This window comes from Luteococcus peritonei (assembly GCF_039526385.1).
In the GTDB taxonomy this organism is placed as follows: Bacteria; Actinomycetota; Actinomycetes; order Propionibacteriales; family Propionibacteriaceae; genus Luteococcus; species Luteococcus peritonei.
This window is the reverse complement of the sequence record NZ_BAAAIX010000033.1, coordinates 74,856-98,312: the sequence shown is the minus strand read 5'-3', so window position 1 is coordinate 98,312 and position 23,457 is coordinate 74,856. Positions and strand designations below refer to the sequence as shown.

The following is a 23,457-nucleotide window of genomic DNA, read 5'->3' as shown; positions in this document are numbered from 1 at the left end:
CCCGAAGCTGTTGGGCCATCGTCGGCGAGCTCCCCCGAGCACCGCCTGCGATGCCTCCACTCTGCGCCTCGCACCGGGCTCTGGACAAGTCGGCAAAGTAGTTGAAATCAGCATCAGTTCAGCTCTCCATCAGGCGATCCGTGGCTGGTGTCATGCCTCGCGTGACACGCATCTCCCACGGCAGCCCTGTGGGTACAGCATTCCCGGATCGCTGTCCCGTGATCGCGTGACACTGGTTGTTTGTTTAACTTCTTCGTCTTAACACCCCTGCTGGTTGCTCGGGGCCCCGCGCACACCGGCAGAGAGGGCCGCTGTCCCGGGCCCGGGGTTCGACCCGCCCGGGACCTCGGTCGGATCCGGGTCCGGTCGGCTCACCCTAGGCTGTGGCCAATGGAGCGCCGCAGCATCTTCGACGAGCTCGGCCACGCCACCTGGTCGCTCGACCTGGCCGTGGCCGGGCTGTTCTTCGTGCTCACGACGGTGGCCTCTGCCGGCTACGGGGCCACCGAGGACCGGCTGGTGCGCTCGGTGGCGCTGGGGATGGTCATGGCGCTGGCACTCGTGCTGCGCCGGCGCAAGCCGCTGACCACGCTGGTGGTGGTCACGGCCTGCTGCCTGGTGCACGTGCTGGTGATCCGGGTGCCCACCCCGCAGATCGCGGCCGTGGCACTGGTGGCCTACTCGGTGGCTCGTTGGGTGCCGGGGCACCGCTCCCGCGCGGTGCTCTTCCTGGGGGCGCTGGGCGCCGTGCTCGGCCCCGCGCGCTGGCTCATGCCGGCCACCGTCTGGGAGTCCGACGGCACCCCGGTGCGGCCCCCCTTCCCGTGGCCCGATGCGGTGCTGGTGGGCATCACCATGTTCGGGCTGGTGGTCAGCGTCTACGCCATCGGGCGGCGGGTGCGCGAGTCGGCGGAGGCCGGCCGGGCCCGCACCCTGGCACAGGCCGAGCGGAGGGCCCTTGAGCTCGCGGAGCGGGAGCAGGCCACCCGGGCCGTCGAGGTCAGCGTCCGTTCCCAGATCGCCCGCGAGCTGCACGACGTGGTGGCGCACTCGCTGTCGGTGATGATCGTGCAGGCCGAGGGCGGCCGGGCCCTGGCGGCGAAGAAGCCGGAGCAGGCCGCCGAGGTGCTGGACACCATCGCCGAGACCGGTCGCGAGGCGCTCACCGAGATGCGGCGCATCGTCGGGGTGCTGCGCGCCCCCACCGAGCAGGCCGCGCTCTACAGCCCCAATCCCGGTCTGGAGGAGATCCCCGAGATGGTCTCGCGCTCCGGCGAACGGGTGCGCCTCGAGGTGAGCGGGACGCCGCCGGTGGTGCCGCACACCCTGGAGCTGACCGTCTACCGCGTGGTGCAGGAGGCGGTCACCAACTTCCTCAAGCACGCCGGGGCGCAGGCCACCTGCACCGTGCGGCTGAGCTACACCCCCGCGCTGGTGGTGGCCGAGATCAGCGACGACGGGCTGGGCCAGGCGTCGACTTCCGACGGGCGCGGCCACGGGCTGCGCGGGATGCGGGAGCGCGTCGCAGCCATGAACGGACAACTGGTGGCCCAGCCCCGCAGCGAGGGCGGCTACCTGGTGCGGGCGATCCTGCCCGTGCCCACGCGTACGACCCAGGAGATGTGATGCAACCCATCCGAGTGCTGCTCGCCGACGACCAGGCGCTGGTGCGCAGCGGCTTCCGCATGCTCATCGAGGCCGAGGACGACATGGAGGTGGTGGGCGAGGCCGCCGACGGCCAGGAGGCGCTGCGGATGCTCGCGGCCCGGGGCGCCGACGTGGTGCTGATGGACATCCGGATGCCGGTGATGGACGGCGTCGAGGCCACCCGTCGGCTGGTGGCCGAGGGGATGACCACCAAGGTGCTGGTGCTGACCACCTTCGACCTGGACGAGTACGTCTTCGCCGCCCTCAAGGCCGGCGCCTCCGGCTTCCTGCTCAAGGACGCCCGGCCGGCCGAGCTGCTCAATGCCATCCGCACGGTGGCCGCCGGCGAGGCAGTGATGGCCCCCAGCGCCACCCGTCGACTGCTGGAGCACGTGGTGCCCACCCTGCCCGACGCCCCCGGCGCCGACGACCCCCGGCTGGCGCTGCTCACCGACCGGGAGCGCGAGGTGCTGGTGGAGATCGCCAAGGGCGCCACCAATACCGAGATCGCCAGCAGCCTCTACATGGCCGAGGGGACGGTCAAGACCCACATCGGCCGGCTGCTGGCCAAGCTGCAGGCCCGCGACCGGGTGGGCCTGGTGCTCTTCGCCCACGAGGTGGGCCTCACCCGGCGCTGACGGGTCATCGCGCTATGTGGGCTTTCCGGTCCCCACATCAACCAGAAATTCGCCAGGGTTCGCGCCAGAACCGGCCATTGAGGCGCTGCGGGAGCACATCGGGGCGGATTCGGGTCGATCCGTCGACGGACCGGGACGCACGAGGGCCCGCCGGAGAAGTCCTCCGACGGGCCCGGGTGAGCCGTCCCTAGCAGGGATCGGCGTCAGTCTCAGTAGCCCAGCATCTCCTTGCGGCGGGGCAGCCAGGCCAGCGCGTCCTTGATGGCGCGGGTCTCGTCCAGCTCGGCGCTCCAGCCCAGCTCGGTGCGGGCCTTCGAGCTGGTGGTGTAGACGCCGGCCACGTCGCCGGGGCGCGGGGGGCCGTCGGTGACCTGCAGCTCGCCGCCGATCACCTCGTTGAAGGCGTCGGCCAGCTCCCGCACCGTGGTGCCGGTGCCGGTGCCGATGTTGATCACCTGGTAGTTCTCCTGCGAGGTGACCTGGTCGAACTTCTCCAGCGCGGCAACGTGCGCCTTGGCCAGGTCCCAGACGTGGATGAAGTCACGGATGCCGGAACCGTCGCGGGTGGGCCAGTCGGTGCCGGTGACGGTGAAGGGCTTGCCGGCATTCCAGGCCTCGATCAGCTTGCCCAGCACGTGGCTGGGGAATTCCAGCTGCAGACCGGTGCGCAGCTCGGGATCGGAGCCGATCGGGTTGAAGTAGCGCAGGCTGATCACGTGCAGCTCGGTGGCGGCGGCCACGTCGGAGAGCACCAGCTCGGTGACCATCTTGGTGCGGGCGTACGGGCTGCCGGCGGCCAGCGGGGACTCCTCGGTGACCTGGAAGTTCTCGTCCGGGCCGTAGATGGAGGCCGAGGAGCTGAACAGGATGCGCCGCACCTGGTTGCGCTCCATGGAGGCCAGCAGGTCCAGCGTCTTGCCCACGTTGTTCTCGTAGTAGGACCACGGCTCGGCGACGCTCTCCGGCACCACGATCCGCGCGGCGCAGTGCACCACGGCATCGATCTGGTGCTCACGGAAGACCCGGTCCAGCAGCTCGGGGTCACCCACGTCACCCTGGTAGAAGGGCCGGTCCAGGGCGAACTCGCGCCTGCCGGTGGAGAGGTTGTCCAGGACCACCACCTCGTGGCCGGCGTCCTCGCAGGCCGAGCCGATGGTGCTGCCGATGTATCCGGCGCCGCCGGTGATCAGGATCTTCACTGTTCTTCCTCCACGGGGTGTGCTGGGCCCGAAGGCTTCAGGACCAGCGTATGGGGCGTGCCTGTCAGTGCTTCACAGGCTCTCACGGTCTGCTCACAGCTTGCTCGGTAGCGCTCCAGCCAGTGCTCCGCGAAGCAGTCCGCCTGCTCGTCGCCCACCAGCGCCCAGACGCTCCCGCCGAAGCCGGCACCGAAGCTGGAGGCGGCCACCGCCCCCTGCTCCAGCGCCAGCCGGACCAGCTCGGTGGTCTGCCAGACCTGGTTGCCCAGCCCCTCGGCGGCCAGCTGCTGGGAGCGGGCCACCACCGCGCCGAAGCGGGCCAGATCGCCACTGCGCAGCGCCTCGACGGCCTGCGGCACGCACCAGGTGGACTCCACGACGAACTGTTCCAGCCGGGCCAGCAGCACCGGCTCCTGGCGCGCGCTGCCGCGCAGCAGGTCGGCGGCCTCGGGCCGGGAACGCAGCGCCTCGGCCAGGCTGGCAGCCGGCGTCGGCGCATGCCGGTTCCAGCGTTCCAGCAGCTCGGTGGTGGCCCGGGAGGCCTGGTTGTAGCGCTCCCGCGCGGCGCCGGTCTTCTCGGCGGTCACGCCGCTGACCGCCACGACGAAGGCGTGGCCGGCGGGCAGCTCGACCCGCTCCACCAGGCCTGGCGGGGAGAAGCTGAAGCGGCCCAGCAGTCCGGGGCGCGAGCAGACCATGGCGGTGTGGTCCTCCGAGCCCCCCAGGGTGCCAACGCCGCCACTGCCGGCCAGCGGGCCGAAGCTACGACCGTTCTCGATGCAGGCCAGGTAGCCCGCCAGCCGCACCTCGTCGGTGATCGCCTCGCGCCACAGCGGGTGCTCGACCAGCCCCGCCTCGTGGGCCAGGGCCAGCGCGGTGGCCACCACGACGGCCGAGGAGGAGCTCATCCCGCTGGCCAGCGGCAGGTCGGAGGTGATGTGCAGCCGGCAGGGCGGCAGCTCGCCGAAGTTGTCGCGCAGCCGGGAGACCACGGTGCGGGGATAGCGACCCCAGTGACCGGGCGGCAGGGGATCGGCGCCCAGCAGGTCCACCTCGCCGGGCAGGGCCTCGGTGACGGCGGTGATGCCTGCCTTGGCGGGCTCCACCTGCACCGTGACGCCGCGGTCCACGGCACAGACCAGCACGTCGCCGCCGGCGTAGTCGGTGTGCTTGCCCAGCACCTCGATCCGCCCGGGAGAGAAGTATCCGCTCACAGTTTGACGTCCACGTCGGCCAGCTCGGCGGCCACCCGGGCCACGTCGCCGCGGCCGGACAGGTCCAGCACGCCCTCCGCCACCGGGACGACGGTGACCGGCTCACCGGCGGCCACCAGGTGGCGCACCGCGTCGACGATCTCCAGCTCGCCGCGCGGCGAGGGCTCGATGGCCGCACAGGCGTCGAAGATGCTGGGGCCGAAGCAGAAGCAGTTCATGCTCACCAGGGCGTGCTCGCCGTGGCGGGCCAGTTCCTCGGGGCCGGGCTTCTCCGCCAGGTCCACCAGGTGACCCGCGGCGTCCACCTCGAGCAGGGCGAAGGCGGCCACCCGCTCGGCCGGGATGTTCGAGCGCTGCACCAGCGCGGCGGCGTCGAAGCCCAGGGTGGCGGTGCCCGGGGCGGCCAGCAGGGCGCGCAGCGCCGCGGCCGGGTAGTGGTTGTCGGAGTTGACCACCACGAAGCGGTCGCCGCCGGCAAAGTCCCGCGCGGCGGCCACGGCGTCGGCGGTGCCCAGCGGCTCGGCCTGCGTGGCGAGGCTGATTCGCACCCGTCGGGTGGGCAGGTTGGCATAGCGCTCGCGCACCTGCTCGTGCTCGGGACCGATCACCAGGCAGACCTCGTCGATACCGGCCTCGGCCAGCTCGTGGATCACGTGCTCGACGAAGGGGCGTCCACCACCAACCGGCATCATCGCCTTCACGCCAGTGGCCGCGACGGCCTGCTGCTCCGCGCTGAGCTCCGCGGCGGCCTGGGCCCGCAGCCGGGTGCCGAGTCCTCGCGCCATGATGACGGCCTTGTGCACTGACTGCTCGCTCATGGCATCCATCATGGCCGAGAGCCCCGGCGCAGCGGCACCGGGGCTCCCATGACGGTGGGGCCAGCGGGTCCCATCGGGCGACTACTCCTTCACCGCGCCGGCGGAGGTGTTCATGATCCGCTTCTGGAAGACGAAGAAGAGCGCCGCCACCGGCAGGGTCATGATCAGCGCCGCCCCCAGCTTCAGCGGGTACTGGTTGGCCTTGCCGCCCAGGCCTCCGGAGGCCAGCGTCCCGACGCCCTTGGTGAGGGTGGTCAGGTTCGGGTCGGAGGAGGCGATGATGAAGTGGCTGTACTCGTTCCACGAGCCCTGGAAGCTGAGGATGGTGATGGTCACCAGCGCAGGGGTGGCCATCGGCAGCACCACGGACCAGAAGGTGCGGAAGGTGCCCGCCCCGTCGATCCGGGCGGCCTCCTCCACGGCCGGCGGGATGGACTCGAAGAAGTTCTTCATGATGAAGACGCCGGCGGCATCCACCAGCAGCGGGAACATCAGCGCCGGGTAGCTGTCATAGATGCCCAGGGTCTTGATCACCAGGAACTTGGGGATCAGCAGCACCACGGCCGGCACGCTCATCACCGCGATCAGGGTGAGGAAGACCAGCTTGCGGCCGGGGAAGCGCAGCCGGGCCAGGGCGTAGCCGGCCAGCGAGTTGAAGAAGACCCGGCCCGCGGTGACCACCAGGGTGACCAGCACCGAGTTGGCGAACCAGCGCGGGAAGTCGGAGTTCTGGAAGAGCCGGTGGTAGGCGGCGGTGGTCCAGACCTGCGGCAGGCCCATCGGGTTGTTGGTGGCGTCGGCGTCGGTCTTGAAGGAGCCGAGCACCTGGACCACGAAGGGGAAGACGTAGAACAGGGCCAGGAAGACCAGCACCAGCAGGGTGATCCAGCCGGTGGCCCGAGACGGGCGTCGGCCGGCGGCAGTGGTGGTGCTCATACCGATCCCTCCTTGCGCACGGTGGCGGCAACGGCCTGGCCCAGCGCACCCTCGCGGGCCGCGGCGGCCTCACGGGCGGCGCGGTCGGCGCGCTGCTGGCGTCGGGTCATCCGGGTGTAGTCCGCATCGCCCAGCAGCAGGCGCTGCAGCAGGCCCATCACGATGACGATGGCGAACAGGACGAAGGCGATCGCCGCGCCGCGGCCCCACTCCCCGTCGTTGAAGGCCTTGGTGAAGCTCAGGTAGGCCGGCGTCATGGTGGTCTTGGCCGGGCCGCCCTGGGAGCCGATGGCGATCTGGTCGAAGACCTGCCAGGTGCCGATCAGGCCCAGTGTCAGCACCGTGTACAGGGTGGGCTTGAGCATCGGCAGCGTGATGTGGCGGAAGCGCTGCCAGGCACCGGCACCGTCCACCATGCCGGCCTCGTCGGTCTCCTCCCCAATGTTCTGCAGGGCGGCGACGAAGAGCAGCATGAAGGTGCCCGAGGTGGTGAAGACGGCCAACGCGATGAAGGCGCACATCGCCACCGAGGGACCCTGCAGCCACTGGTAGGCGCTCACGCCCAGCAGGCCGGGCTTCGCCATGGCCCCGCTCTCGTGCACCCCGAGCGGTTCCAGCAGCAGGCCCAGCACGCCGCGCGGGTCCTGGAACCAGTTGGGGCCGTGCAGGCCCAGCCAGCCGAGCGCCTTGTTGACCGCGCCGGAGGCGTTGAACAGGAAGAGCCAGAGCACGGTGATGGCCACCGAGCTGGTGACGCTGGGGAAGTAGAAGGCGGTGCGGAAGAAGCCCTTGGCCCGCAGCGTGCGCCGGGTCACCATGACGGCCAGGAAGAGCGCGACGATGGTCTGCAGCGGCACCACCAGCAGCACGTAGTAGAGGTTGTTGCGGATGGACAGGCCGAAGTCGCGCCCGGCCAGGCCCTTGCCACCCAGGATGGCCTGGTAGTTCTCGGCACCGACGAAGTTCACGCCGGGGGCGAAGGGGCTGCCGTTGCCGGACCAGTCGGAGACGCTGACCCACAGCGCCATCAGGATCGGGATGAACAGGAACAGGCCCAGGATCACCAGGACCGGCAGGACGAAGAGCCAGCCCGCGAGGGTCTGCCGGTTGGCAGACCCCCGTCGGGTCCGGCGCACGGGTGCGGACATCAGCTCGTCAGGTTCTGGGATCAGCCGGCGACGATGGCCTCGAGGTTGGACTGCGCGCCGTCCAGGATGGCCTTGGGCTCCTTGGTCTTGAGCTGGCCGAGCTGGGCGTTCATGTCCTTGATGACGTCCAGGGCGCCCACCTCGGCGGGCAGGTTCTGGGCGTAGTCGGCGCCGTTGATGAAGGGCACCATGGCGGGATTGTCCTTGGTCCACTGCTCCTTGGCGGACTTGCGCGAGGGCATCACGCCGAAGGCCTTGGCGAAGGCGAGCTGCTGCTCGGTGGTGGTCAGGTGCTCCACCAGGTCCACGGCACCGCCGATGTTGTCGCCCTTGGCGGTCACGCCCCAGCAATTGGTGTACTGCAGGGTGCCCTTGGTCTTGCCCTCGGGCAGCTCGACGACGGTGTAGTCGACGTCGGAGAAGTCACCCTCCAGCGCGCCGGTGATCCAGTTGCCCTCGATCACCATGGCCGCCTGCTGCTTGCCGAAGGCCTCGCCGCCCCAGCCGGAGCCCAGGTCGGAGGAGTAGGCGGCCCAGCCGTCGGCCATCGCCTGCTTCACCCAGGTCAGCGCCTCGACATTGGCCTCGCTGTTCGCGGTGGCCTTGCCGTCGGTCTCCAGCCCGCCGCCGTTCTGCGCCAGGAAGACGCCCACGCGCTGGATCTCGGGGCCGAAGGTCAGGCCCTTGACCTTGCCCTTGGTGAGCTTCTTGCCGACGGTGGCCAGGTCCTCCCAGGTCTTGGGGTGGTCGGCCTCGGTGAGGCCGGCCTCCTTCCACAGCTTGTCGTTGATGACCAGCTGCAGGGTGGAGAAGTCCTTGGGGGCGCAGTAGAACTTGCCCTCGCTGGTGAAGGCCTGCTTCAGGCCGTCGTAGTAGTCGTCGGCATTGCTGAGCTGGTCACCGTAGGCGTAGAGGTTGCCGGCCTTCACCCAGGAGGCGAAGACGTCGGTGGCGGTGTAGACCACGTCGGCCGGGCTGTCGGCGGCGAAGCCCTGGGCGGCCTGCTGGGGCAGGTCGGCGGCCACCTGCACCTTCGCGGGGATGCCCTTCTGCTTGCTCCAGGCGGCGACGGCCTCGGTGACGGCCTTGGTCTCGGCATCGCCGGAGGAGCCGATCAGCACCGTGACCTCCTTGGCGGTGGGGGTCTGCTTGGCCTCGGCCGAGGAGCTGGCGGAGGCGCCGGAGCCGGAGTCGAAGCCGCCCCCGCCGCAGGCGGTGAGCGCCATGGGCAGGCAGACGGCGGCCAGCAGGGCGGTGGTGCGGGTGGTCTTGGTCATGGGTCTTTCCTGTTCTGTCGCCGGTCGGGCCGGGTGGTGGGATTCTGCTGGGCGGCGGGGCGCCCGGTGGGGGTCTTCAGTCCTCGACGGGGGCGTACATCTCGGCCAGCTCGCGCACGACGAGGGTGGGCTCCAGCAGGACGTGCTCGTCCTCGACGGAGCCGGTCGCGTCCTGACTGGCGGCGATCCGGGCCACCAGCTGGCGGCAGAGCACCTCGGCGGCCTGCTCCACCGGCTGGTCCAGGCTGGACAGCCCCATCGCGCGCGCCACCGGGGTGTTGTCGAAGCCGATCACGGGCGCCTCGAGCCCTTCGAAGCCCCGGCGGCGGACCGCCTCCAGGGCACCCAGGGCCAGGGAGTCGGAGGCGCAGACGAAGGCCTCGACGCCCTCGTCGAGCAGCTTCTCGGCGGCCTCCATGCCCTGCTCGATCTGGTCCACGCGCTCGGCCTGCCAGCGGCCGGTCTCGGCGCCGTAGCCGTGCTCGGCCATCGCCCGTTCCCAGCCGGTGCGGCGGTCCACGCCGGTGTCGGAGTTGCCGGGCCAGCCGATGAAGCCGATCCGCTCGTGGCCGGCCTCCAGCAGGTGGTTGGTGGCGGCGTGGGTGCCGCGCCAGCCCTCGACGTCCACCCAGGGATGGCGCTCGTCGTGGCCCCACGGACGACCGAAGGCGGCCACCGGCACACCATTGGCCACCAGCCGGGAGGGGCGGCTGTCGCCGGCGTGGGTGTCGGTGAGCACACAACCGTCGATGGTGCCGCGCACGTGCATCTCGGTGAGCACGTCCACCTCGTCGTCGAAGCTGTCGGCAGTGGTCAGCAGCAGGCTGTAGCCCTGGGCCCGCGCCGCCACCACCAGATGGTGCAGGAAGCGGTCGCGGATGGCACCGTTGATGCCGTCCTCCAGGGTGGGGTGCATCCGCATCGCCAGGGTCATGGAACGGCGGTTGCGCAGTGCCTGGGCGGCCACGTTGGGGCGGTAGCCGGAGGCCTCGATGGCGGCCTGCACGCGTTCCCGGGTCTCGGTCTTGACCAGATGGGGTGCATTGATGACGTTCGAGACGGTCTGACGCGAGACGCCGAGCTCGCGTGCAAGACTGACCAACGTTGGCCTGGCCATCCGGATCCCTCCTTGGATCGCAGATCGTCACCGGGGCTCCGATGCCCTTTTGAACGATCAAGAATGCTGATAGCGTCGCCCCCGGACGGCAGGCACGTCAAGTGTCCCGGGGAAATTGGATGGCGATGTTGCCAACCCGTGACCGCCTGTCCCCGAGCAAGAACGGTCCCCCCATGCAACAGCCCTTCCTGAACTCCCGCTGCGCGGTCGTCGCCGCCCCTGTGCAGGCCTGGTCCGCCCCCGACGGCCAGGCGGACGGTCTGGCCGCGCTCCGCGACGTCGAGGGAGTCTTCTGCGGAGACACCCGCATCGCCTCCCAGCTGCTGCTGGGCTCCCCGAGCCATGCCCTGGAGCACATCGCCACCGACGAGCGCGGCGGCGCCCGGGTGCGCTTCCAGTACGTGCTGCGCACCCCCGAGCTGGGCGTCGACCCGGCCCTGGTGCTGGAGCGGATCCGCGAGGTCACCACCTCCGGCGTCCGCGAGCGCTACGTGCTCACCACCGCCTCGCTGCAGGACCTCGAGGTGGACCTGGAGCTGGTGCTGCGACCCGATGCCACCGGCATGCAGGCGGTCAAGGGCGGCGAGACGCCCAGCCCGCTGCCGGCCGAGCAGCTCGGTGATCCCACCGGAGGCTGGTCCTGGCGCGATGAGCGCACCAGCGCCCGGCTGCGCACCGATGCCACCGTGTCCAGCGACGACGGCGCCTGGCGGCTGCGCTGGCGACTGCGGGTACCGGCCCGCGGGGTGGCCGATGCCGGCTGGCAGCTGGAGCTGCGCGACGAGGGCCTGCCCTTCGTGGGGGCCAGCGCCGAGCCGCTGGCGCTGCCCGCCCTGACCGACGCCTCCCCGAGCCTGAGGCGTCTGGTGGAGCACTCCTTCGCCGACATCAACGGTCTGCGGCTGGCCCACCCGTCGATGCCCGAGCACACCTTCCTGGCCGCGGGCGCCCCCTGGTACTTCACCCTGTTCGGCCGCGACTCGCTGATCGCTGCGCGCAACCTGCTGGCCCATGACCTGGGCGTGGCCACCGGCACCCTCAAGGTGCTGGCCAGGCTGCAGGGGACCGTCGTCGACGTGGACCGCGCCGAACAGCCCGGCAAGATCCTGCACGAGGTGCGCCAGGAGACCCTGGAGCTGGCGCTGGGCCACCTGCCCACCGACGACTCCGACGGCTCGGCGCACATCTCGCTGCCGCCGCTCTACTACGGCACCATCGACGCCACCCCGCTGTGGATCATGCTGCTGGGCGAGGCCGAGGAGCGCGGCCTGGACGAGGCCACCGTCCGCGAGCTGCTGCCGAACCTGCGCGCCGCGCTGGGCTGGCTGGCCGACCACGGCGATGCCGACGGCGACGGTTTCCTGGAGTACCGCGACGAGTCCGGCCACGGCCTGGCCAACCAGGGCTGGAAGGACTCCGGCGACTCGGTGCGCTTCGCCGACGGCAGCCTCGCCAAGGGCTCGGTGGCGCTGGCCGAGGTGCAGGGCTATGCCCATGCCGCCGCGCTGCACGGCGCCCGGCTGCTGGCCCGCTACGAGGCAGACACCGAGGCCGCCGCCTTCTGGACCGGCTGGGCCGAGCAGCTCGCCACCCGATTCCGCGAGCACTTCTGGGCCGCCGACGAGCTGGGCCGCTACCCCGTGCTGGCCCTCGACGGGGACAAGCGTCAGGTGACCGGCGTGGCCTCCAACATGGGCCACCTGCTGGGCACCGGGATCCTCACCGACTCCGAGGCCGAGACCGTCGTGGAGCGCCTGGTGCACCCGTCGATGGCCTCCGGCTACGGCGTGCGCACCATGAGCGAGACCAATGGCGGCTACTGGCCGCTGAGCTACCACGTCGGCTCTGTGTGGACCCATGACACCGCCTTCATCATCGACGGGATGCTGCGCGAGGGCTTCGACGAGCAGGCCCGCGAGCTGGCCGCCGCCCTGCTGCGCGCCGCCGAGGGCTTCGGCTACCGGATGCCCGAGCTCTTCGGCGGGATGGCGGCCGACGCGGTCTTCCCGCCCCAGCCCTACCCGGCCTCGTGCCGGCCCCAGGCCTGGGCCGCCACCAGTGCCGTGGTGGTGGCGCGCGCCCTGGGGGCATTGCCCGGCTGAGTCCACATCCTGACGGGTTGGAAGGTTCAACCCGTCAGGGCGGAGCATGGGCACATGGCAAAGCCCACCCCCGCCGCGCCCGCGGCCACCCGCAGCCCTTTCGGCTTCTGGTCCATCGTGCTGCTGACCGTGAACGGCATCATCGGCACCGGCATCTTCCTGTCCCCCGCCGGCGTCATCAAGGTGGCCGGCACCTGGACCCCGCTGGTCTACGTGCTGGCCGGCCTGTTCGCCGGCCTGCTGGCGGTCACCTTCGCCTCCGCGGCCAAGTACGTCAGCGAGAACGGTTCCTCCTTCGCCTACGCCCGACGCGCCTTCGGCGACGACCTGGGCTTCTACGTCGGCGTCACCCGCTTCATGGCGGGCGCGATCGCCTGGGGCGTGATGGCCACCGCCGTGGTGACCACCGTGCTGGGCATCGTCGGCGGCAAGGAGGCGGTCACCACCACCAGCACCACGATCGGCTTCGTCGTGCTGATGGCCGTCCTGTTGGCCATCAACCTGGCCGGCACCGGCATCACCAAGTGGTTCAACAACATCTCCACCATCGGCAAGGTCGCCGCGCTGGTGCTGGCCATCGTCGCCGGGCTGGTGGTGCTGGCCCGCACCGGGGAGAACCACTTCGGCGAGATCTCCGGCCTGCAGGCACCCGACGGCAGCCCGCTGATCCCGGCCATGTCCACCACCGTCTTCGTGGGCGCGGTGCTGAGCGCCTTCTACGCCTACACCGGTTTCGAGTCGGTGGCCACGGCCGCCAGCGAGATGGAGCGCCCGGAGCACAACCTGCCGCGTGCCATTCCGCTGGGCGTGCTGCTGGTGATGGTGGTCTACGTGGGCGTCGTGGGGATCGCCATGATGGTCAACCCCACCGGCATCTTGAACTCCACCGAGCCGGTGATCCTGGCCAGCGCCTTCGCCAACCCGGTGGTGCGCAACCTGGTGGTGCTGGGCGCGGTGGTGAGCATGTTCGGCATCAACGTGGCCGCCTCCTTCTCCACCCCGCGCATCTTCGACGCCATGAGCCGCCAGCGGATGGTGCCGGGCTTCATCAGCCGTGAGTCGCGCCGTGGCGTTCCGGTGGCCGCCTTCCTGCTGACCGCGGGCGTGGCCATCGCCATCCCGATGGCCTTCGGCTACTCGATGCGCGGCATCATGGTGATCTCCTCGGTCTCCCGCTTCATCCAGTTCCTGGTGGTGCCGGTGGCCGTGGTGCTCTTCTTCCTGGGCCGCGCCCGCCACCAGACCCTGGCGGCGCACCGCAATGTGCTCACCGACGTGGTGGTGCCGCTGCTGGGCCTGGCCGCCTCGGTCTTCCTGATGGCGCGCTTCGACTGGAAGGGCCAGTTCAGCAATCCCGACGGATCCACCAACCAGTGGGCCGTCTGGGCCATGGTGGTGGGCTACGTGGTGCTGCCGCTGGCCCTGTACATTCCCTGGAAGCTCGGCGCCTACCGCGGCGAGCCCACCGATCCTCGCGACCCCCTGGAGGCCTGATGTCCACCCGTCCCGTGATCGGCATCATCACGAACCTGGAGCTGGACCCGCACTACCTGTTCCCGGGCTATGCGCGGGTGACGGTGAACGAGGACTACCACCGCTCGCTGCTGGCAGCCGGTGCGGTGCCGGTGCTGATCCCGCCAACGCCGGAGCTCTCGGTGCTGCCGGACCAGCTGGCCCTGCTCGACGGCCTGGTGCTGGCCGGCGGCCAGGACGTCGACCCGCTGCGCTACGGTGCCCAGCCCCGGCTGGAGTGCGGCGTGCCGAACCCGAGGCGTGACGCCTTCGAGCTGGAGGCCCTGCGGCTGGCCCGCGAGGCCGGTCTGCCCACCTTCGGCATCTGCCGCGGCCTGCAGATCGTCAACACCTTCCTGGGCGGCACCTTGCACCAGGACATCTCGCACGCCGGCAGCCCTCAGCGCCACATGATGGGCGGCAACCCGGCGCTGGGCGCGCACGCGATCAGCATCGAGCCGGACAGCTTCCTGGACGACGCCTGGGGCACCCGCAGCGCGGTGGTGAACTCCTTCCACCACCAGGCGGTGGACCGGGTGGCCGAGCAGCTGGCCGTCGTGGCCCGCGCCGCCGACGGGATCGTCGAGGCCGTGGAGTACACCGGCGAGGAGTTCGACCTGTTCGCGGTGCAGTGGCACCCGGAGATGATGAGCGGTTCCGACGCCCGCGCCAAGGCCCTGTTCACCTGGTTCGTGGACCTGGTGGCCGGCCGCTGGGAGTCCTGAGCCTCGGCACGACCGACGGCGGGCGGACCCACCAGGGTCCGCCCGCCGTCTGTCAGGTCATGCGGCGTCGCAGATCACGACGTCGCCCAGGGTGAGGCTCAGAGCACCGCGAAGAGCAGCAGCGAGCCGGCGAAGCCGAGCAGCGACTCCAGGGTCTGCTGCACCGTCCAGGTGCGCAGCGTGGTGGACACGTCCATGCCGAACAGCCGGCCCACCAGCCAGAAGCCGGAGTCGTTGACGTGGCTGGCGAAGACCGAGCCGGCCGCGGTGGCCAGCGTGATGGCCACCACCTGGCCGCTGGAGTAGCCGCCGGCGGCCACCGCCGGGGCCATCAGGCCCGCGGCCGTCACCAGCGCCACGGTGGCCGAGCCCTGCGCCACGCGCATGATGGCCGCGATCAGCCAGGCGGCCACGATCACCGGCAGGCCGATGCCCTTGAGCGAGTCGCTCAGCGCCTGGCCGATGCCGGAGGCGCGCAGCACGCCGCCGAACATGCCGCCGGCACCGGTGATCAGCACCACCGAGCAGATCGGGCCGAGCGAGGAGTCGACGATCTTCTCCAGCGCGGTGCCGTTCTCGCCGCGCGCCGAGCCCAGCAGCCACAGCGCCACCAGCACGGAGATCAGCAGCGCCACGGGCGAGGAGCCGACGGCGCGGGCCACGTTGAACCAGGTGGCGTCCTTGGACACGGCACCGGAGGCGCGCAGGAAGTCCAGACCGGTGTTCATGAAGATCAGCAGCATGGGCAGCAGCAGGACCAGCACGACGGTGGACACCTTCGGCGGGTTCTTGACCTCGCCGTCGTCCAGGGTGCCGAACAGGCCGTCGGTGTCGGTGAAGGGGAACTGGCGGGCGCAGACCTTGCCCCACAGGTAGCCGGAGACGTACCAGGTGGGGATGGCCACCAGCAGGCCCAGCGCCAGCACGAGGCCCAGGTTGGCGCCGTACAGCTCGGTGGCGGTGACCGGGCCGGGGTGCGGCGGGACGAAGACGTGCATCACGGAGAAGGCGACGGCCGCCGGGATGGCGTAGCGCAGCACCGGTCCGCCGAGACGGGCGGCGACGGCGAAGATCACCGGCAGCATGACCACCAGGCCGGCGTCGAAGAACATCGGGAAGCCCATCAGCAGCGAGGTGACGCCCAGCGCCAGGGGGGCGCGCGCCTCACCGAAGAGCTGGATCAGCTTGTCGGCCAACGCCTGCGCGCCGCCGGAGTACTCCACCAGCTTGCCGAGCATGGCCCCCAGGCCCACCAGCAGGGCCACCGATCCGAGCGTGTTGCCGAAGCTGCTGGTCAGCACCGTGACGATCTGGCCGGCCGGGATGCCGGTGGCGAAGGCGGTGAGCAGGCTGACCAGGATCAGGGTCAAGAAGGCGTGCAGCTTGAAGACGATCACCAGCAGCAGGATGAGCGCAATCGCTCCTGCCGCGATGCCGAGCAGGGGCAGCGCCCCCATCGTCTGGGTCCATCCGTCGATCACGACGACTCCTTTGTCTTGTGGGCCCGGGCCCGCCGACCATCGTTGGCCGGTGCGTCCCGAACAGGCCGGGCCATCATCGCAAAGGTAGGACCAAATTGTCGCATCGCCTCCCCCCGGGGTATGAGCTGGCCATCCGGACACAGAAACCCTGGGTGGAGGTGTGGCGAGCCGACCGGGCCCTAGATTCGCTGCTGTCGGGGAACTTCCCTCCCCATCAGCCACGTCCAGGAAGGCCCGCGCCATGTCGGCACCCGCCCAGCCCGTCCCCGGTGATCCCACCGGCCCCGTCCCCAGCCGCGCCGCTACCGAGCCGGCCACCGGCTCCTCCCCGCAGCCGGCCGGCCCGCCGCACCGCCCCGGCCGCGCCGCCACCGAGGCGCGCGAGGTGGTGGCGCGCACCGTCGACCTGGTGAAGGTCTACGGCTCCGGCAAGACCCAGGTCACTGCCCTGGACCACGTCGACGTGGCCTTCGAGCGCGGCAGCTTCACCGCCATCATGGGCCCCTCCGGTTCCGGCAAGTCCACGCTGATGCACTGCCTGGCCGGGCTCGACCGGATCACCTCCGGCCACGTCGTGCTGGCCGACCAGGAGCTCAACGCCCTGTCCGACAAGCAGCTCACCACGGTGCGCCGAGACCGGGTGGGCTTCGTCTTCCAGTCCTTCAACCTGCTGCCGACGTTGACCGCCCGGCAGAACATCCTGCTCCCCCTGGAGCTGGCCGGCCGCAAGCCGGACAACGCCTTCCTGGAGCAGCTGACCGGATCGCTCGGACTGTCCGAGCGGCTCTCGCACCGCCCCAGCGAGCTGTCCGGCGGCCAGCAGCAGCGCGTCGCCGTGGCCCGCGCCATGATCACCCGCCCCGACGTGATCTTCGCCGACGAGCCCACCGGTGCGCTGGACTCGAAGACCGGCACCGCCCTGCTGGAGTACCTGCGTCGCTGCGTCGACGAGCTGGGCCAGACCATCATCATGGTCACCCACGACGCCAAGGCCGCCGCCTGGGCCGACCGCGCCCTGATCCTGCTCGACGGCCACATCGTCGACGACCTGGACCGTCCCACCGTGGACTCGGTCAACGAGGCGCTGGGCCGGGTGGACGCCTGATGTTCGCCGACGCCTGGCGCGAGCTGCGCCACCATCCCGGACGGATCGTCGCCACCCTGGTGGCGATCGCCATCAGCGTGGGCTTCATGTCCGCGGTCAGCATCTTCGTCGACACCCAGACCTCCGCGCTGGGCAAGATGATGGCGCTGCCCTCCTCCAAGGCCGACGTGGTCGTGGACATCGCCAACCCCAAGCAGGGGGTCACCCCCGCCCAGGTGGAGCAGGCCGTGAAGAAGGCCCCCGGCCTGACCGCGGTCGAGCGCTCCGTGAACGGCTTCGCCGCCCTCAGCACCGACAAGAGCTCGGCCTATGTGAACCTCTACGGCGTGCCCGGTGAGCAGTTCCGCTGGGCCGAGCTGTCCCAGGGAACCTGGCCCACCAGGCCCACCGAGGTGGCGCTCAGCCAGCCGGTGGCCGACAAGCTCGGCATCACCGCCCCGGGCCAGCAGGTGGAGGCCGGTCCGGCCAAGCTCACCGTCACCGGCATCACCGACGACGTGCCCAGCATCTTCTTCCAGAGCGCCTATGCCGCCCCCGCGGGGATCGAGGCCATGGGCTCCTCCGGTTCGCTCGGCTTCCGGATCAAGAGCTCCGACCCGCAGGCCACCATCGACGCGCTGCGCCCGGCGCTCGTGCCGCTGGTGGAGAACCCCGACGAGCGGCCCTACCCGGGCGCGGCCCCCAACCTGATGGTGGACACCGCCGAGCATGCCCAGCGCGAGGCCACCAGCCAGATGACCGGCGACTTCGACGTGATGAAGTACCTGCTGCTGGCCTTCAGCGGCATCGCGGCCCTGGTGGGGATCATCATCATCGCCAACACCTTCACCATCCTGCTGGCCCAGCGGCGCCGCCAGATCGGCCTGCTGCGCGCCGTCGGTGCCTCCGGGGCGCAGGTGCGGCGACGCTTCCTGGCCGAGGCCGTCCTGCTGGGCGCCCTGGGCTCGGCCCTGGGCCTGCTGCTGGGCGTGCTGATCGCCACCGTCGGCTCCTGGTTCACCGATGCGCTGCACTTCGGCCTCAGCCTGCCCGTCGGCGAACTGGCGGCGGAGTTCGGCGTCGGCGTGGTGCTCACCGTGCTGGCCGCCATGCTGCCCTCGCTGCGCGCCACCCGGGTGGCGCCGCTGGAGGCGCTGCAGCCGGTGGCCACCAGCGAGCAGGCCCGACGCGGATCCATCGTGCGGGCGATCATCTGCGGCGCCATCGGCCTGCTCGGCATCTTCCTGGCCGTCACCTCGCTGAGCGCACCGGTGGGCGACGGGCAGTCGGTGGTCACCGGACCGGTGGCCCGCGCCGTGCTGGGCGCCGGCCTGATCAGCCTCGCGGTGCTCTTCGGGGCCCCGCTGTTCATCCCCACCGTGCTGCGCGCCATGGGGGCACTGTTCGGACTGGCCGGCGCAACGCCTCGGCTGGCCGCCAGCAATGCGGTGCGCAACCCGCGTCGTGCCTCGGCCACCGCCACCGCCCTGATGCTGGCCTGCGGCCTGATCGTCACCCTGCAGGTGGGCACCGCCACGGCCGAGCGCACCGTGCTGGCCGAGATCGCCGCCCGCTACCCGGTGGACCTGACGGTGAGCAGCTACGGCAAGCAGTCGACCGACGGCAGGACCACCGACTACTCGCTCGACGCCGACACCATGGCGGCACTCGACAAGCTGCCCAATGTGGCCCGGCGGGCCGTGCTGCCCGGTGGCGCGGTGACCAGCGAGCAGGGCTCGGTCTCCACGGTGCTGAAGGCGACCCCCCAGGCCCGTGAGCTGGCCGGCGTGCTGCCCGCCATCGGCGACGACCAGGTGCTGGTCAGCCGCGAGACGAAGGCCGGCACCCCGGTGGAGCTGGTGGGCAACGGCCAGACGGTCACCCTGAAGGCCGTCCCCAACAGCGCCATGGGCTACAACCAGGCGATGGTCTCCGATGCCTCCTTCGCCAAGCTGGTGGCCAGGCCCGCCCCGACGGCCTACTGGATCGACGTGGCCGACGAGGACGACCTCGGCACGATCATGACCCAGCTGGGCCGCGTGCAGATGCGTGACCAGAGCCTGTCCACCTCCGGCTCGGCGACGGAGAGCTACATGATCAAGCAGCTGCTGCGGATCCTGCTGCTGGTGACCACCGGCCTGCTCGGGGCGGCGGTGCTGATCGCCCTGATCGGTGTGAGCAACACCCTGGGCCTGAGCGTGATCGAGCGGGCCCGCGAGTCGGCCCTGCTGCGGGCGCTGGGCATGCAGAAGTCATCCTTGCGGTTGATGCTGCTGGTGGAGGCGCTGATGCTCGCCCTGGCCGGTGTGCTGGTGGGCGTGCTCGCCGGCGGCTTCTTCGGCTGGCTGGGCATGAAGGCCCTGCTGCGCCAGGCCGAGATGGACAGCCAGATCCTGTTCGGCGTGAACTGGCCGATGACCCTGGGGCTGATCGCGGTGGCCGTGCTGGCCGCTGCCCTCACCTCGGTGCTGCCGGGACGTCGCGCCGCCGGAGCCACCCCGACGGAGGCCCTCGCGGAGGAGTGACGGCCCGGCCGTGCGGACAGCGGGCGCCCCACCTCGTGGCGAGGTGGGGCGCTCGTCGTCCCGGGCGGCCGACCGAGGAAGAAATTTCACAATCCCGTCGGCTGTGGACGCCCGCGCCGAGCCCGCGTCGTACCTTGTCACACCGCATCTGGACCAGGCATGAGGACTGCAGCGCGGCACTGGCCAAGAACCGCCTGAGAAAAGTTTTGTCCGTTTGGCCAAAGTTGCGCTGACCGTGCTGCATACTTGATCCATCGCAGCTCGACGGGCCCCTTCCGGGGAGAGCCCGAGCCGGCGATCCATGAACGCCCTGGAGGTCGCTGGGGGTGACCAGCGGCCTCCAGGTGCCTCTTTCTTTTGAACGAACAAGCTCCTACCACCCGTAGTCAGAGCTGTCTGAAGGAATTGCTGCCGAACTCGTCCTGCGAGATCGCTCCCATGCCTCGGCCCCCGGCCCCCAGCCCGCTGCGGCCCAGCCTCCAGGCCTAGAGTTGGCCCATGTCACAGCGCCAGGAGGACGCCCGCCGTCGCGTCGAGCTCAACGAGCAGGCGGTCCGGGCCGAGGCGGAGCGGGCCCAGCAGATGATCGACGACTTCGTCACCGAGGCCACCCGACGCGGGATCGCCCCCGAGCCGCTGCAGGCCGCCCTGATGGGCGGCGGTCAGGCCCGAACCGACAAGCAGGGCTGGTACCTGCGTCGCAACCGCTCCATCGCCATCGGCACGGACGGCGGCTACTACGTCCTGACCGTGCCGGGCGGCAGGATGGCTCGCTTCACCGGTGTGAAGCTGCAGCCCAGCCCGCCGCCGCTGCAGGTGGGCCGCGGCGGTCGCGACGGCGAAACCGGCGACCTGCGCGAATTCCTGGACTGGCGCCTGGCCACCGGCTGACCGTCGGTCTCAGCGCCAGGCGCCGCGCCAGCGCTGCGGGCGCCAGTTCACCTCGGTGGCCGCGACGCCCAGCTCATGGGCGGCACGCAGCGCGAACATCGGGTCACGCAGGGCCGTGCGACCCATGAAGACGGCATCGGCTCGACCGTCGGCGACGATCTGCTCGGCCTGCTCGGCATCGGAGATCATGCCGACACTGGCCACCGGGATGCCGGCCTCGGCGCGCACCTGCTCCGCGAAGGGCAGCTGGTAGGCGGGCCCGACCTTGATCGAGATCGGGTTGTTGCCGCCGGTGGAGACGTCCACCAGGGCAACCCCGTGCTCGCGCAGCAGCCGGCACAGCGCCACGGAGTCCTCGGCGGACCAGCCACCCTCGGTCCAGTCCGTGGCGGAGATCCGCACCATGACCGGCAGCGAGCTGGCCTGCTTCACCGCATCCACCACCTGCAACAGCAGCCGCACCCGGTTCTCGAAGCTGCCGCCCCACTCGTCGGTGCGGGTGTTGGACAGCGGCGAGTAGAACTGGTGCAGCAGGTAGCCGTGGGCGGCGTGCACCTCCAGCACGTCGAAGCCCGCCTGCTCCGCGCGTCGGGCGGCCTGGCCGAAGGCCTCGACGACCTCACCGATCTGCTCCGGGCTCATCTCGGTGACCTCGGTGGTGTACTCCTCGGACTCCCAGCGTGCGGAGGTGGGTCCCACCGGAGTCCAGCCGCCCTCCTCGGCGGGGATGTTGCGGCCCGCGACACCGGGCCACCAGCGGTCGGTGCTCGCCTTCCGGCCGGCATGGGCCAGCTGGATGCCGATCGGCACGCCCTGGGCGTGGGAGAAGTCGGTCACCTCGCGCCAGGCCGCCACCTGCTCGTCGTTCCAGATACCGGTGTCGAAGGGGCTGATCCGTCCCTCCGGCAGCACCGCCGTGGCCTCGGTGACCACCAGGCCCCAGCCGCCCAGGGCGAAGCTGCCGTAGTGCACCTGGTGCCAGCGGGTGGGGACGCCGTCCATCTGCTCCACGGAGTACTGGCACATCGGCGAGACCCACAGCCGGTTGGGCACGGTGAGCCGGTCGAGCTGGATCGGGGAGAACAGGGTGGCATCAGGGGCAGTCATGGCTCCATTCAACCGCTCCGGACAAGTACCGGGTGAACGAGCAGCGCGTAGGCTGTGGGCCTCGTCATCGGCCACAGGCAGGAGCCCCGTGAACTTCGCGCGCCAGCTGCAGCACCTGCTGCGCCATCCGAGGTTCCGCAAGCTGTTCACCATCCGCGCGCTCACCCAGACCGCGGACGGCACCCTGCAGGTGGGGATGGCCTCCCACATCCTGTTCAACCCCGCCCAGCAGCCCGACGCGGCCTCGATCGCGGCCATGTTCGCCATCACCCTGATGCCCTTCAGCATCGTGGGTCCCTTCGTCTCCGGACTGCTGGACCGCTGGTCGCGCCGCACCGTGGCGGTGGTGGTGGACGCCACGCGCTGCCTGCTGGCGCTGGTGATCGCCGGTCTGGTGGCCGGTGCTGCCAGCGGCCCGCTGCTGTCGGGCCTGCTCTTCGGCTGCCTGATGGTGGCCCTGGCCCTGAACCGCTTCGTGCTGGCCGGGCTGGCAGCGGGGCTGCAGCACACCATCGACGACGACGAATTCCTCACCGCCTCGGCCGTGATGCCGATGATCGGCCCCCTGGGGGTGCTGCTGGGCGGCGGCCTGGCCGCCGGGATCCGGCTGGCCTCCCCGTGGAGCGCGAACCTGGCCGATGCCGTGATCTTCTGCTGCGCCGCCGCGATGTGGGCCTGCTCCTGCCTGGTGGCGACGAGGCTGGGCAGCCGCGACCTGGGCCCGCTGGTTCCCGCCCCGCGCACCCGCGCCAGCGAGACCCTGCAGGCGATCGCCGACGCCGGGCGCCACCTGGCCGGGCGTCGACCCGCCCTGCTCGGCCTGGCCACCATCACGGTGCAGCGCGTCTGCTACGGCCTCACCATGGTGACCGCGCTGCTGGTCTTTCGCCGCCACCTGCATGCCCCCGACGACGTCACCGGCGCCATGGCGGACATCGGGCTGTGGATGGGTGCCTCCGGCGTGGGTTTCGCGCTCTCGGTGCTGCTGGTCCCACCGCTGGCCCGTCGGCTGGGGATGCGCGCCACCATGGTGGCGCTGCTGCTGGCCAGCGCCGTGGTGCAGCTGGGTCCGGGCAGCGTGCTGAACCGTTGGAGCCTGGTGGTGGCCAGCTTCCTGGTGGGCTGGTTCGCCCAGTCGGTCAAGATCTGCGTCGACACCGTCGTGCAGGCCCACGTCGACGAGGACGTGAAGGGCCGCGTCTTCGTGATCTATGACGGCATCTTCAACGCGGCCATCGTGCTGGCTGCCGTGCTGGGCATGGTGCTGCTGCCCGAGGACGGCGCCTCGCACCTGGTGCTGGCCGGGATCGGCGTCAGCTATGCGCTCACTGCTGCACTGTTCTGGCTGGCCAGCCGCCCGATGGGCTCGGCCACCTTCAACCGGGGGACGGACCTGGATGCCCGCGGCGCCGCCTGAGCCAGGCACTGGCAGCTGGCGGCGGCTCGGGGCCCCTGGATGGCCGATCGCGGCTGGTCGAGCTGCATCGCCCCCGTTGCAACAGCCGTGAAGCCCACGCAACAGCCGTGAAGCCCACGCAACGGCCGTGATGCCGACCCAGCGCGGTCCAGGGCCCACCGGCGCCCGGCCAGGATCTGGCCCGTGCTGAGGTCGGGCATCCTGACCCTGCCCGGCATGGTGCGCGCGGGCCTGGAACCGCTGCGGAGCCTGCCCGTCACCGGGCCATGGCTCACCAGTACTCGCGGGTGATCCGCTCCGGCAGCTGGCCGGTCTGCTCCACGGCGCGGTTGATCACCCCGGCGATCCGGGTGGCCAGCGAGAGGTCGCACTCGGTGGGCTTGGTCTTGTCCAACCGTTCACAGACGCCGGTGCTGATGATGTAGCGATGGAAGCCGTGAGAATCGGTGCTCAGCGCCACCCATGTCTCGTAGATCGCCTGCTTGTCGTCGTGCTCGGTCAGGACCAGCTCGAAGCCACCCTTGACGCGCTCTGCCGTCTCCATGTGCCACCCCCGAATTGCTTGCCTGTCAGGCATTCCAGTCTCCTGTACCGGTCCGGGGGGCGGGCGGTCGGGGTG

At 70.9% G+C, this 23,457-nt stretch carries 19 protein-coding genes; 9 read left to right on the top strand and 10 right to left on the bottom strand.

Going from position 1 to position 23,457, the window contains the following annotated elements:
• Positions 1-390 precede the first annotated feature (390 nt).
• Positions 391-1,626, top strand: coding sequence for a sensor histidine kinase (locus tag ABD073_RS13820; RefSeq protein ID WP_343875535.1), 1,236 nt, complete (start codon positions 391-393; stop codon positions 1,624-1,626).
• Positions 1,623-2,285 (top strand): response regulator, encoded by a 663-nt coding sequence (locus ABD073_RS13815; protein WP_343875533.1) that lies wholly within the window; start codon positions 1,623-1,625, stop codon positions 2,283-2,285. Before ABD073_RS13820 ends, ABD073_RS13815 begins: the two co-directional genes overlap by 4 nt.
• Positions 2,286-2,494: 209 nt before the next feature.
• On the opposite strand, the gene galE is transcribed toward ABD073_RS13815, so the two are convergent.
• The 7 genes from galE to ABD073_RS13780 all read right to left on the bottom strand — a co-directional run bounded on the left by galE (position 2,495) and on the right by ABD073_RS13780 (position 9,994).
• On the bottom strand, positions 2,495-3,484 hold the full coding sequence (galE, locus tag ABD073_RS13810; protein WP_343875532.1) for a UDP-glucose 4-epimerase GalE: 990 nt from the start codon (positions 3,482-3,484) through the stop codon (positions 2,495-2,497).
• Complete coding sequence (locus ABD073_RS13805; protein WP_343875530.1) at positions 3,481-4,698, bottom strand: galactokinase family protein; 1,218 nt, start codon at positions 4,696-4,698, stop codon at positions 3,481-3,483. Before ABD073_RS13805 ends, galE begins: the two co-directional genes overlap by 4 nt.
• Positions 4,695-5,525, bottom strand: coding sequence for a nucleotidyltransferase family protein (locus ABD073_RS13800; protein ID WP_343875634.1), 831 nt, complete (start codon positions 5,523-5,525; stop codon positions 4,695-4,697). The genes ABD073_RS13805 and ABD073_RS13800 overlap by 4 nt, the downstream gene beginning before the upstream one ends.
• A gap of 72 nt (positions 5,526-5,597) precedes the next feature.
• Positions 5,598-6,452: a carbohydrate ABC transporter permease gene (locus ABD073_RS13795; RefSeq protein ID WP_343875527.1), complete on the bottom strand. Its 855-nt coding sequence runs from the start codon at positions 6,450-6,452 to the stop codon at positions 5,598-5,600.
• Positions 6,449-7,600, bottom strand: coding sequence for a carbohydrate ABC transporter permease (locus tag ABD073_RS13790; RefSeq protein WP_343875524.1), 1,152 nt, complete (start codon positions 7,598-7,600; stop codon positions 6,449-6,451). Before ABD073_RS13790 ends, ABD073_RS13795 begins: the two co-directional genes overlap by 4 nt.
• 20 nt (positions 7,601-7,620) lie before the next feature.
• Positions 7,621-8,877, bottom strand: a complete 1,257-nt coding sequence (locus ABD073_RS13785; protein WP_343875521.1) for a sugar ABC transporter substrate-binding protein — start codon at positions 8,875-8,877, stop codon at positions 7,621-7,623.
• A 76-nt stretch (positions 8,878-8,953) separates the two neighbouring features.
• Entirely contained in the window at positions 8,954-9,994 is a 1,041-nt protein-coding gene (locus tag ABD073_RS13780; protein ID WP_343875518.1) for a LacI family DNA-binding transcriptional regulator, read from the bottom strand.
• 173 nt (positions 9,995-10,167) lie between these two features.
• On the opposite strand from ABD073_RS13780, the gene ABD073_RS13775 reads away from it, so the two are divergent.
• Genes ABD073_RS13775 through ABD073_RS13765 form a run of 3 tightly spaced genes read left to right on the top strand, consistent with a single transcriptional unit; the run spans position 10,168 to position 14,333 of the window.
• Positions 10,168-12,096, top strand: a complete 1,929-nt coding sequence (locus tag ABD073_RS13775) for an MGH1-like glycoside hydrolase domain-containing protein (protein WP_343875516.1) — start codon at positions 10,168-10,170, stop codon at positions 12,094-12,096.
• Between the two features lie 54 nt (positions 12,097-12,150).
• Complete coding sequence (locus ABD073_RS13770) at positions 12,151-13,590, top strand: APC family permease (protein ID WP_343875514.1); 1,440 nt, start codon at positions 12,151-12,153, stop codon at positions 13,588-13,590.
• Positions 13,590-14,333 carry a gamma-glutamyl-gamma-aminobutyrate hydrolase family protein gene (locus tag ABD073_RS13765; RefSeq protein WP_343875511.1) on the top strand — a complete coding sequence of 248 codons (744 nt, stop codon included), beginning with the start codon at positions 13,590-13,592 and terminating at the stop codon, positions 14,331-14,333. The genes ABD073_RS13770 and ABD073_RS13765 overlap by 1 nt, the downstream gene beginning before the upstream one ends.
• 98 nt (positions 14,334-14,431) lie before the next feature.
• On the opposite strand, the gene ABD073_RS13760 is transcribed toward ABD073_RS13765, so the two are convergent.
• Positions 14,432-15,814 (bottom strand): GntP family permease, encoded by a 1,383-nt coding sequence (locus ABD073_RS13760; RefSeq protein WP_343875510.1) that lies wholly within the window; start codon positions 15,812-15,814, stop codon positions 14,432-14,434.
• 241 nt (positions 15,815-16,055) lie between these two features.
• On the opposite strand from ABD073_RS13760, the gene ABD073_RS13755 reads away from it, so the two are divergent.
• From ABD073_RS13755 to ABD073_RS13745, 3 genes are all read left to right on the top strand, one after another.
• Entirely contained in the window at positions 16,056-16,919 is an 864-nt protein-coding gene (locus ABD073_RS13755) for an ABC transporter ATP-binding protein (RefSeq protein ID WP_343875508.1), read from the top strand.
• Positions 16,919-19,423 (top strand): ABC transporter permease, encoded by a 2,505-nt coding sequence (locus ABD073_RS13750; protein WP_343875505.1) that lies wholly within the window; start codon positions 16,919-16,921, stop codon positions 19,421-19,423. Before ABD073_RS13755 ends, ABD073_RS13750 begins: the two co-directional genes overlap by 1 nt.
• Positions 19,424-19,921: 498 nt before the next feature.
• Complete coding sequence (locus tag ABD073_RS13745; protein ID WP_343875503.1) at positions 19,922-20,314, top strand: hypothetical protein; 393 nt, start codon at positions 19,922-19,924, stop codon at positions 20,312-20,314.
• Between the two features lie 9 nt (positions 20,315-20,323).
• On the opposite strand, the gene ABD073_RS13740 is transcribed toward ABD073_RS13745, so the two are convergent.
• Positions 20,324-21,421 (bottom strand): NADH:flavin oxidoreductase/NADH oxidase, encoded by a 1,098-nt coding sequence (locus tag ABD073_RS13740; RefSeq protein WP_343875502.1) that lies wholly within the window; start codon positions 21,419-21,421, stop codon positions 20,324-20,326.
• A gap of 88 nt (positions 21,422-21,509) precedes the next feature.
• Between ABD073_RS13740 and ABD073_RS13735 the strand changes: the two genes are divergently transcribed.
• Positions 21,510-22,838: an MFS transporter gene (locus ABD073_RS13735; RefSeq protein ID WP_343875500.1), complete on the top strand. Its 1,329-nt coding sequence runs from the start codon at positions 21,510-21,512 to the stop codon at positions 22,836-22,838.
• A gap of 271 nt (positions 22,839-23,109) precedes the next feature.
• Here the strand turns inward: ABD073_RS13735 and ABD073_RS13730 are convergent, their stop codons facing one another.
• The gene (locus tag ABD073_RS13730; protein WP_343875498.1) at positions 23,110-23,382 is read right to left on the bottom strand and encodes a hypothetical protein; all 273 of its coding nucleotides are present in this window, start codon (positions 23,380-23,382) and stop codon (positions 23,110-23,112) included.
• Between the last annotated feature and the right edge of the window lie 75 nt (positions 23,383-23,457).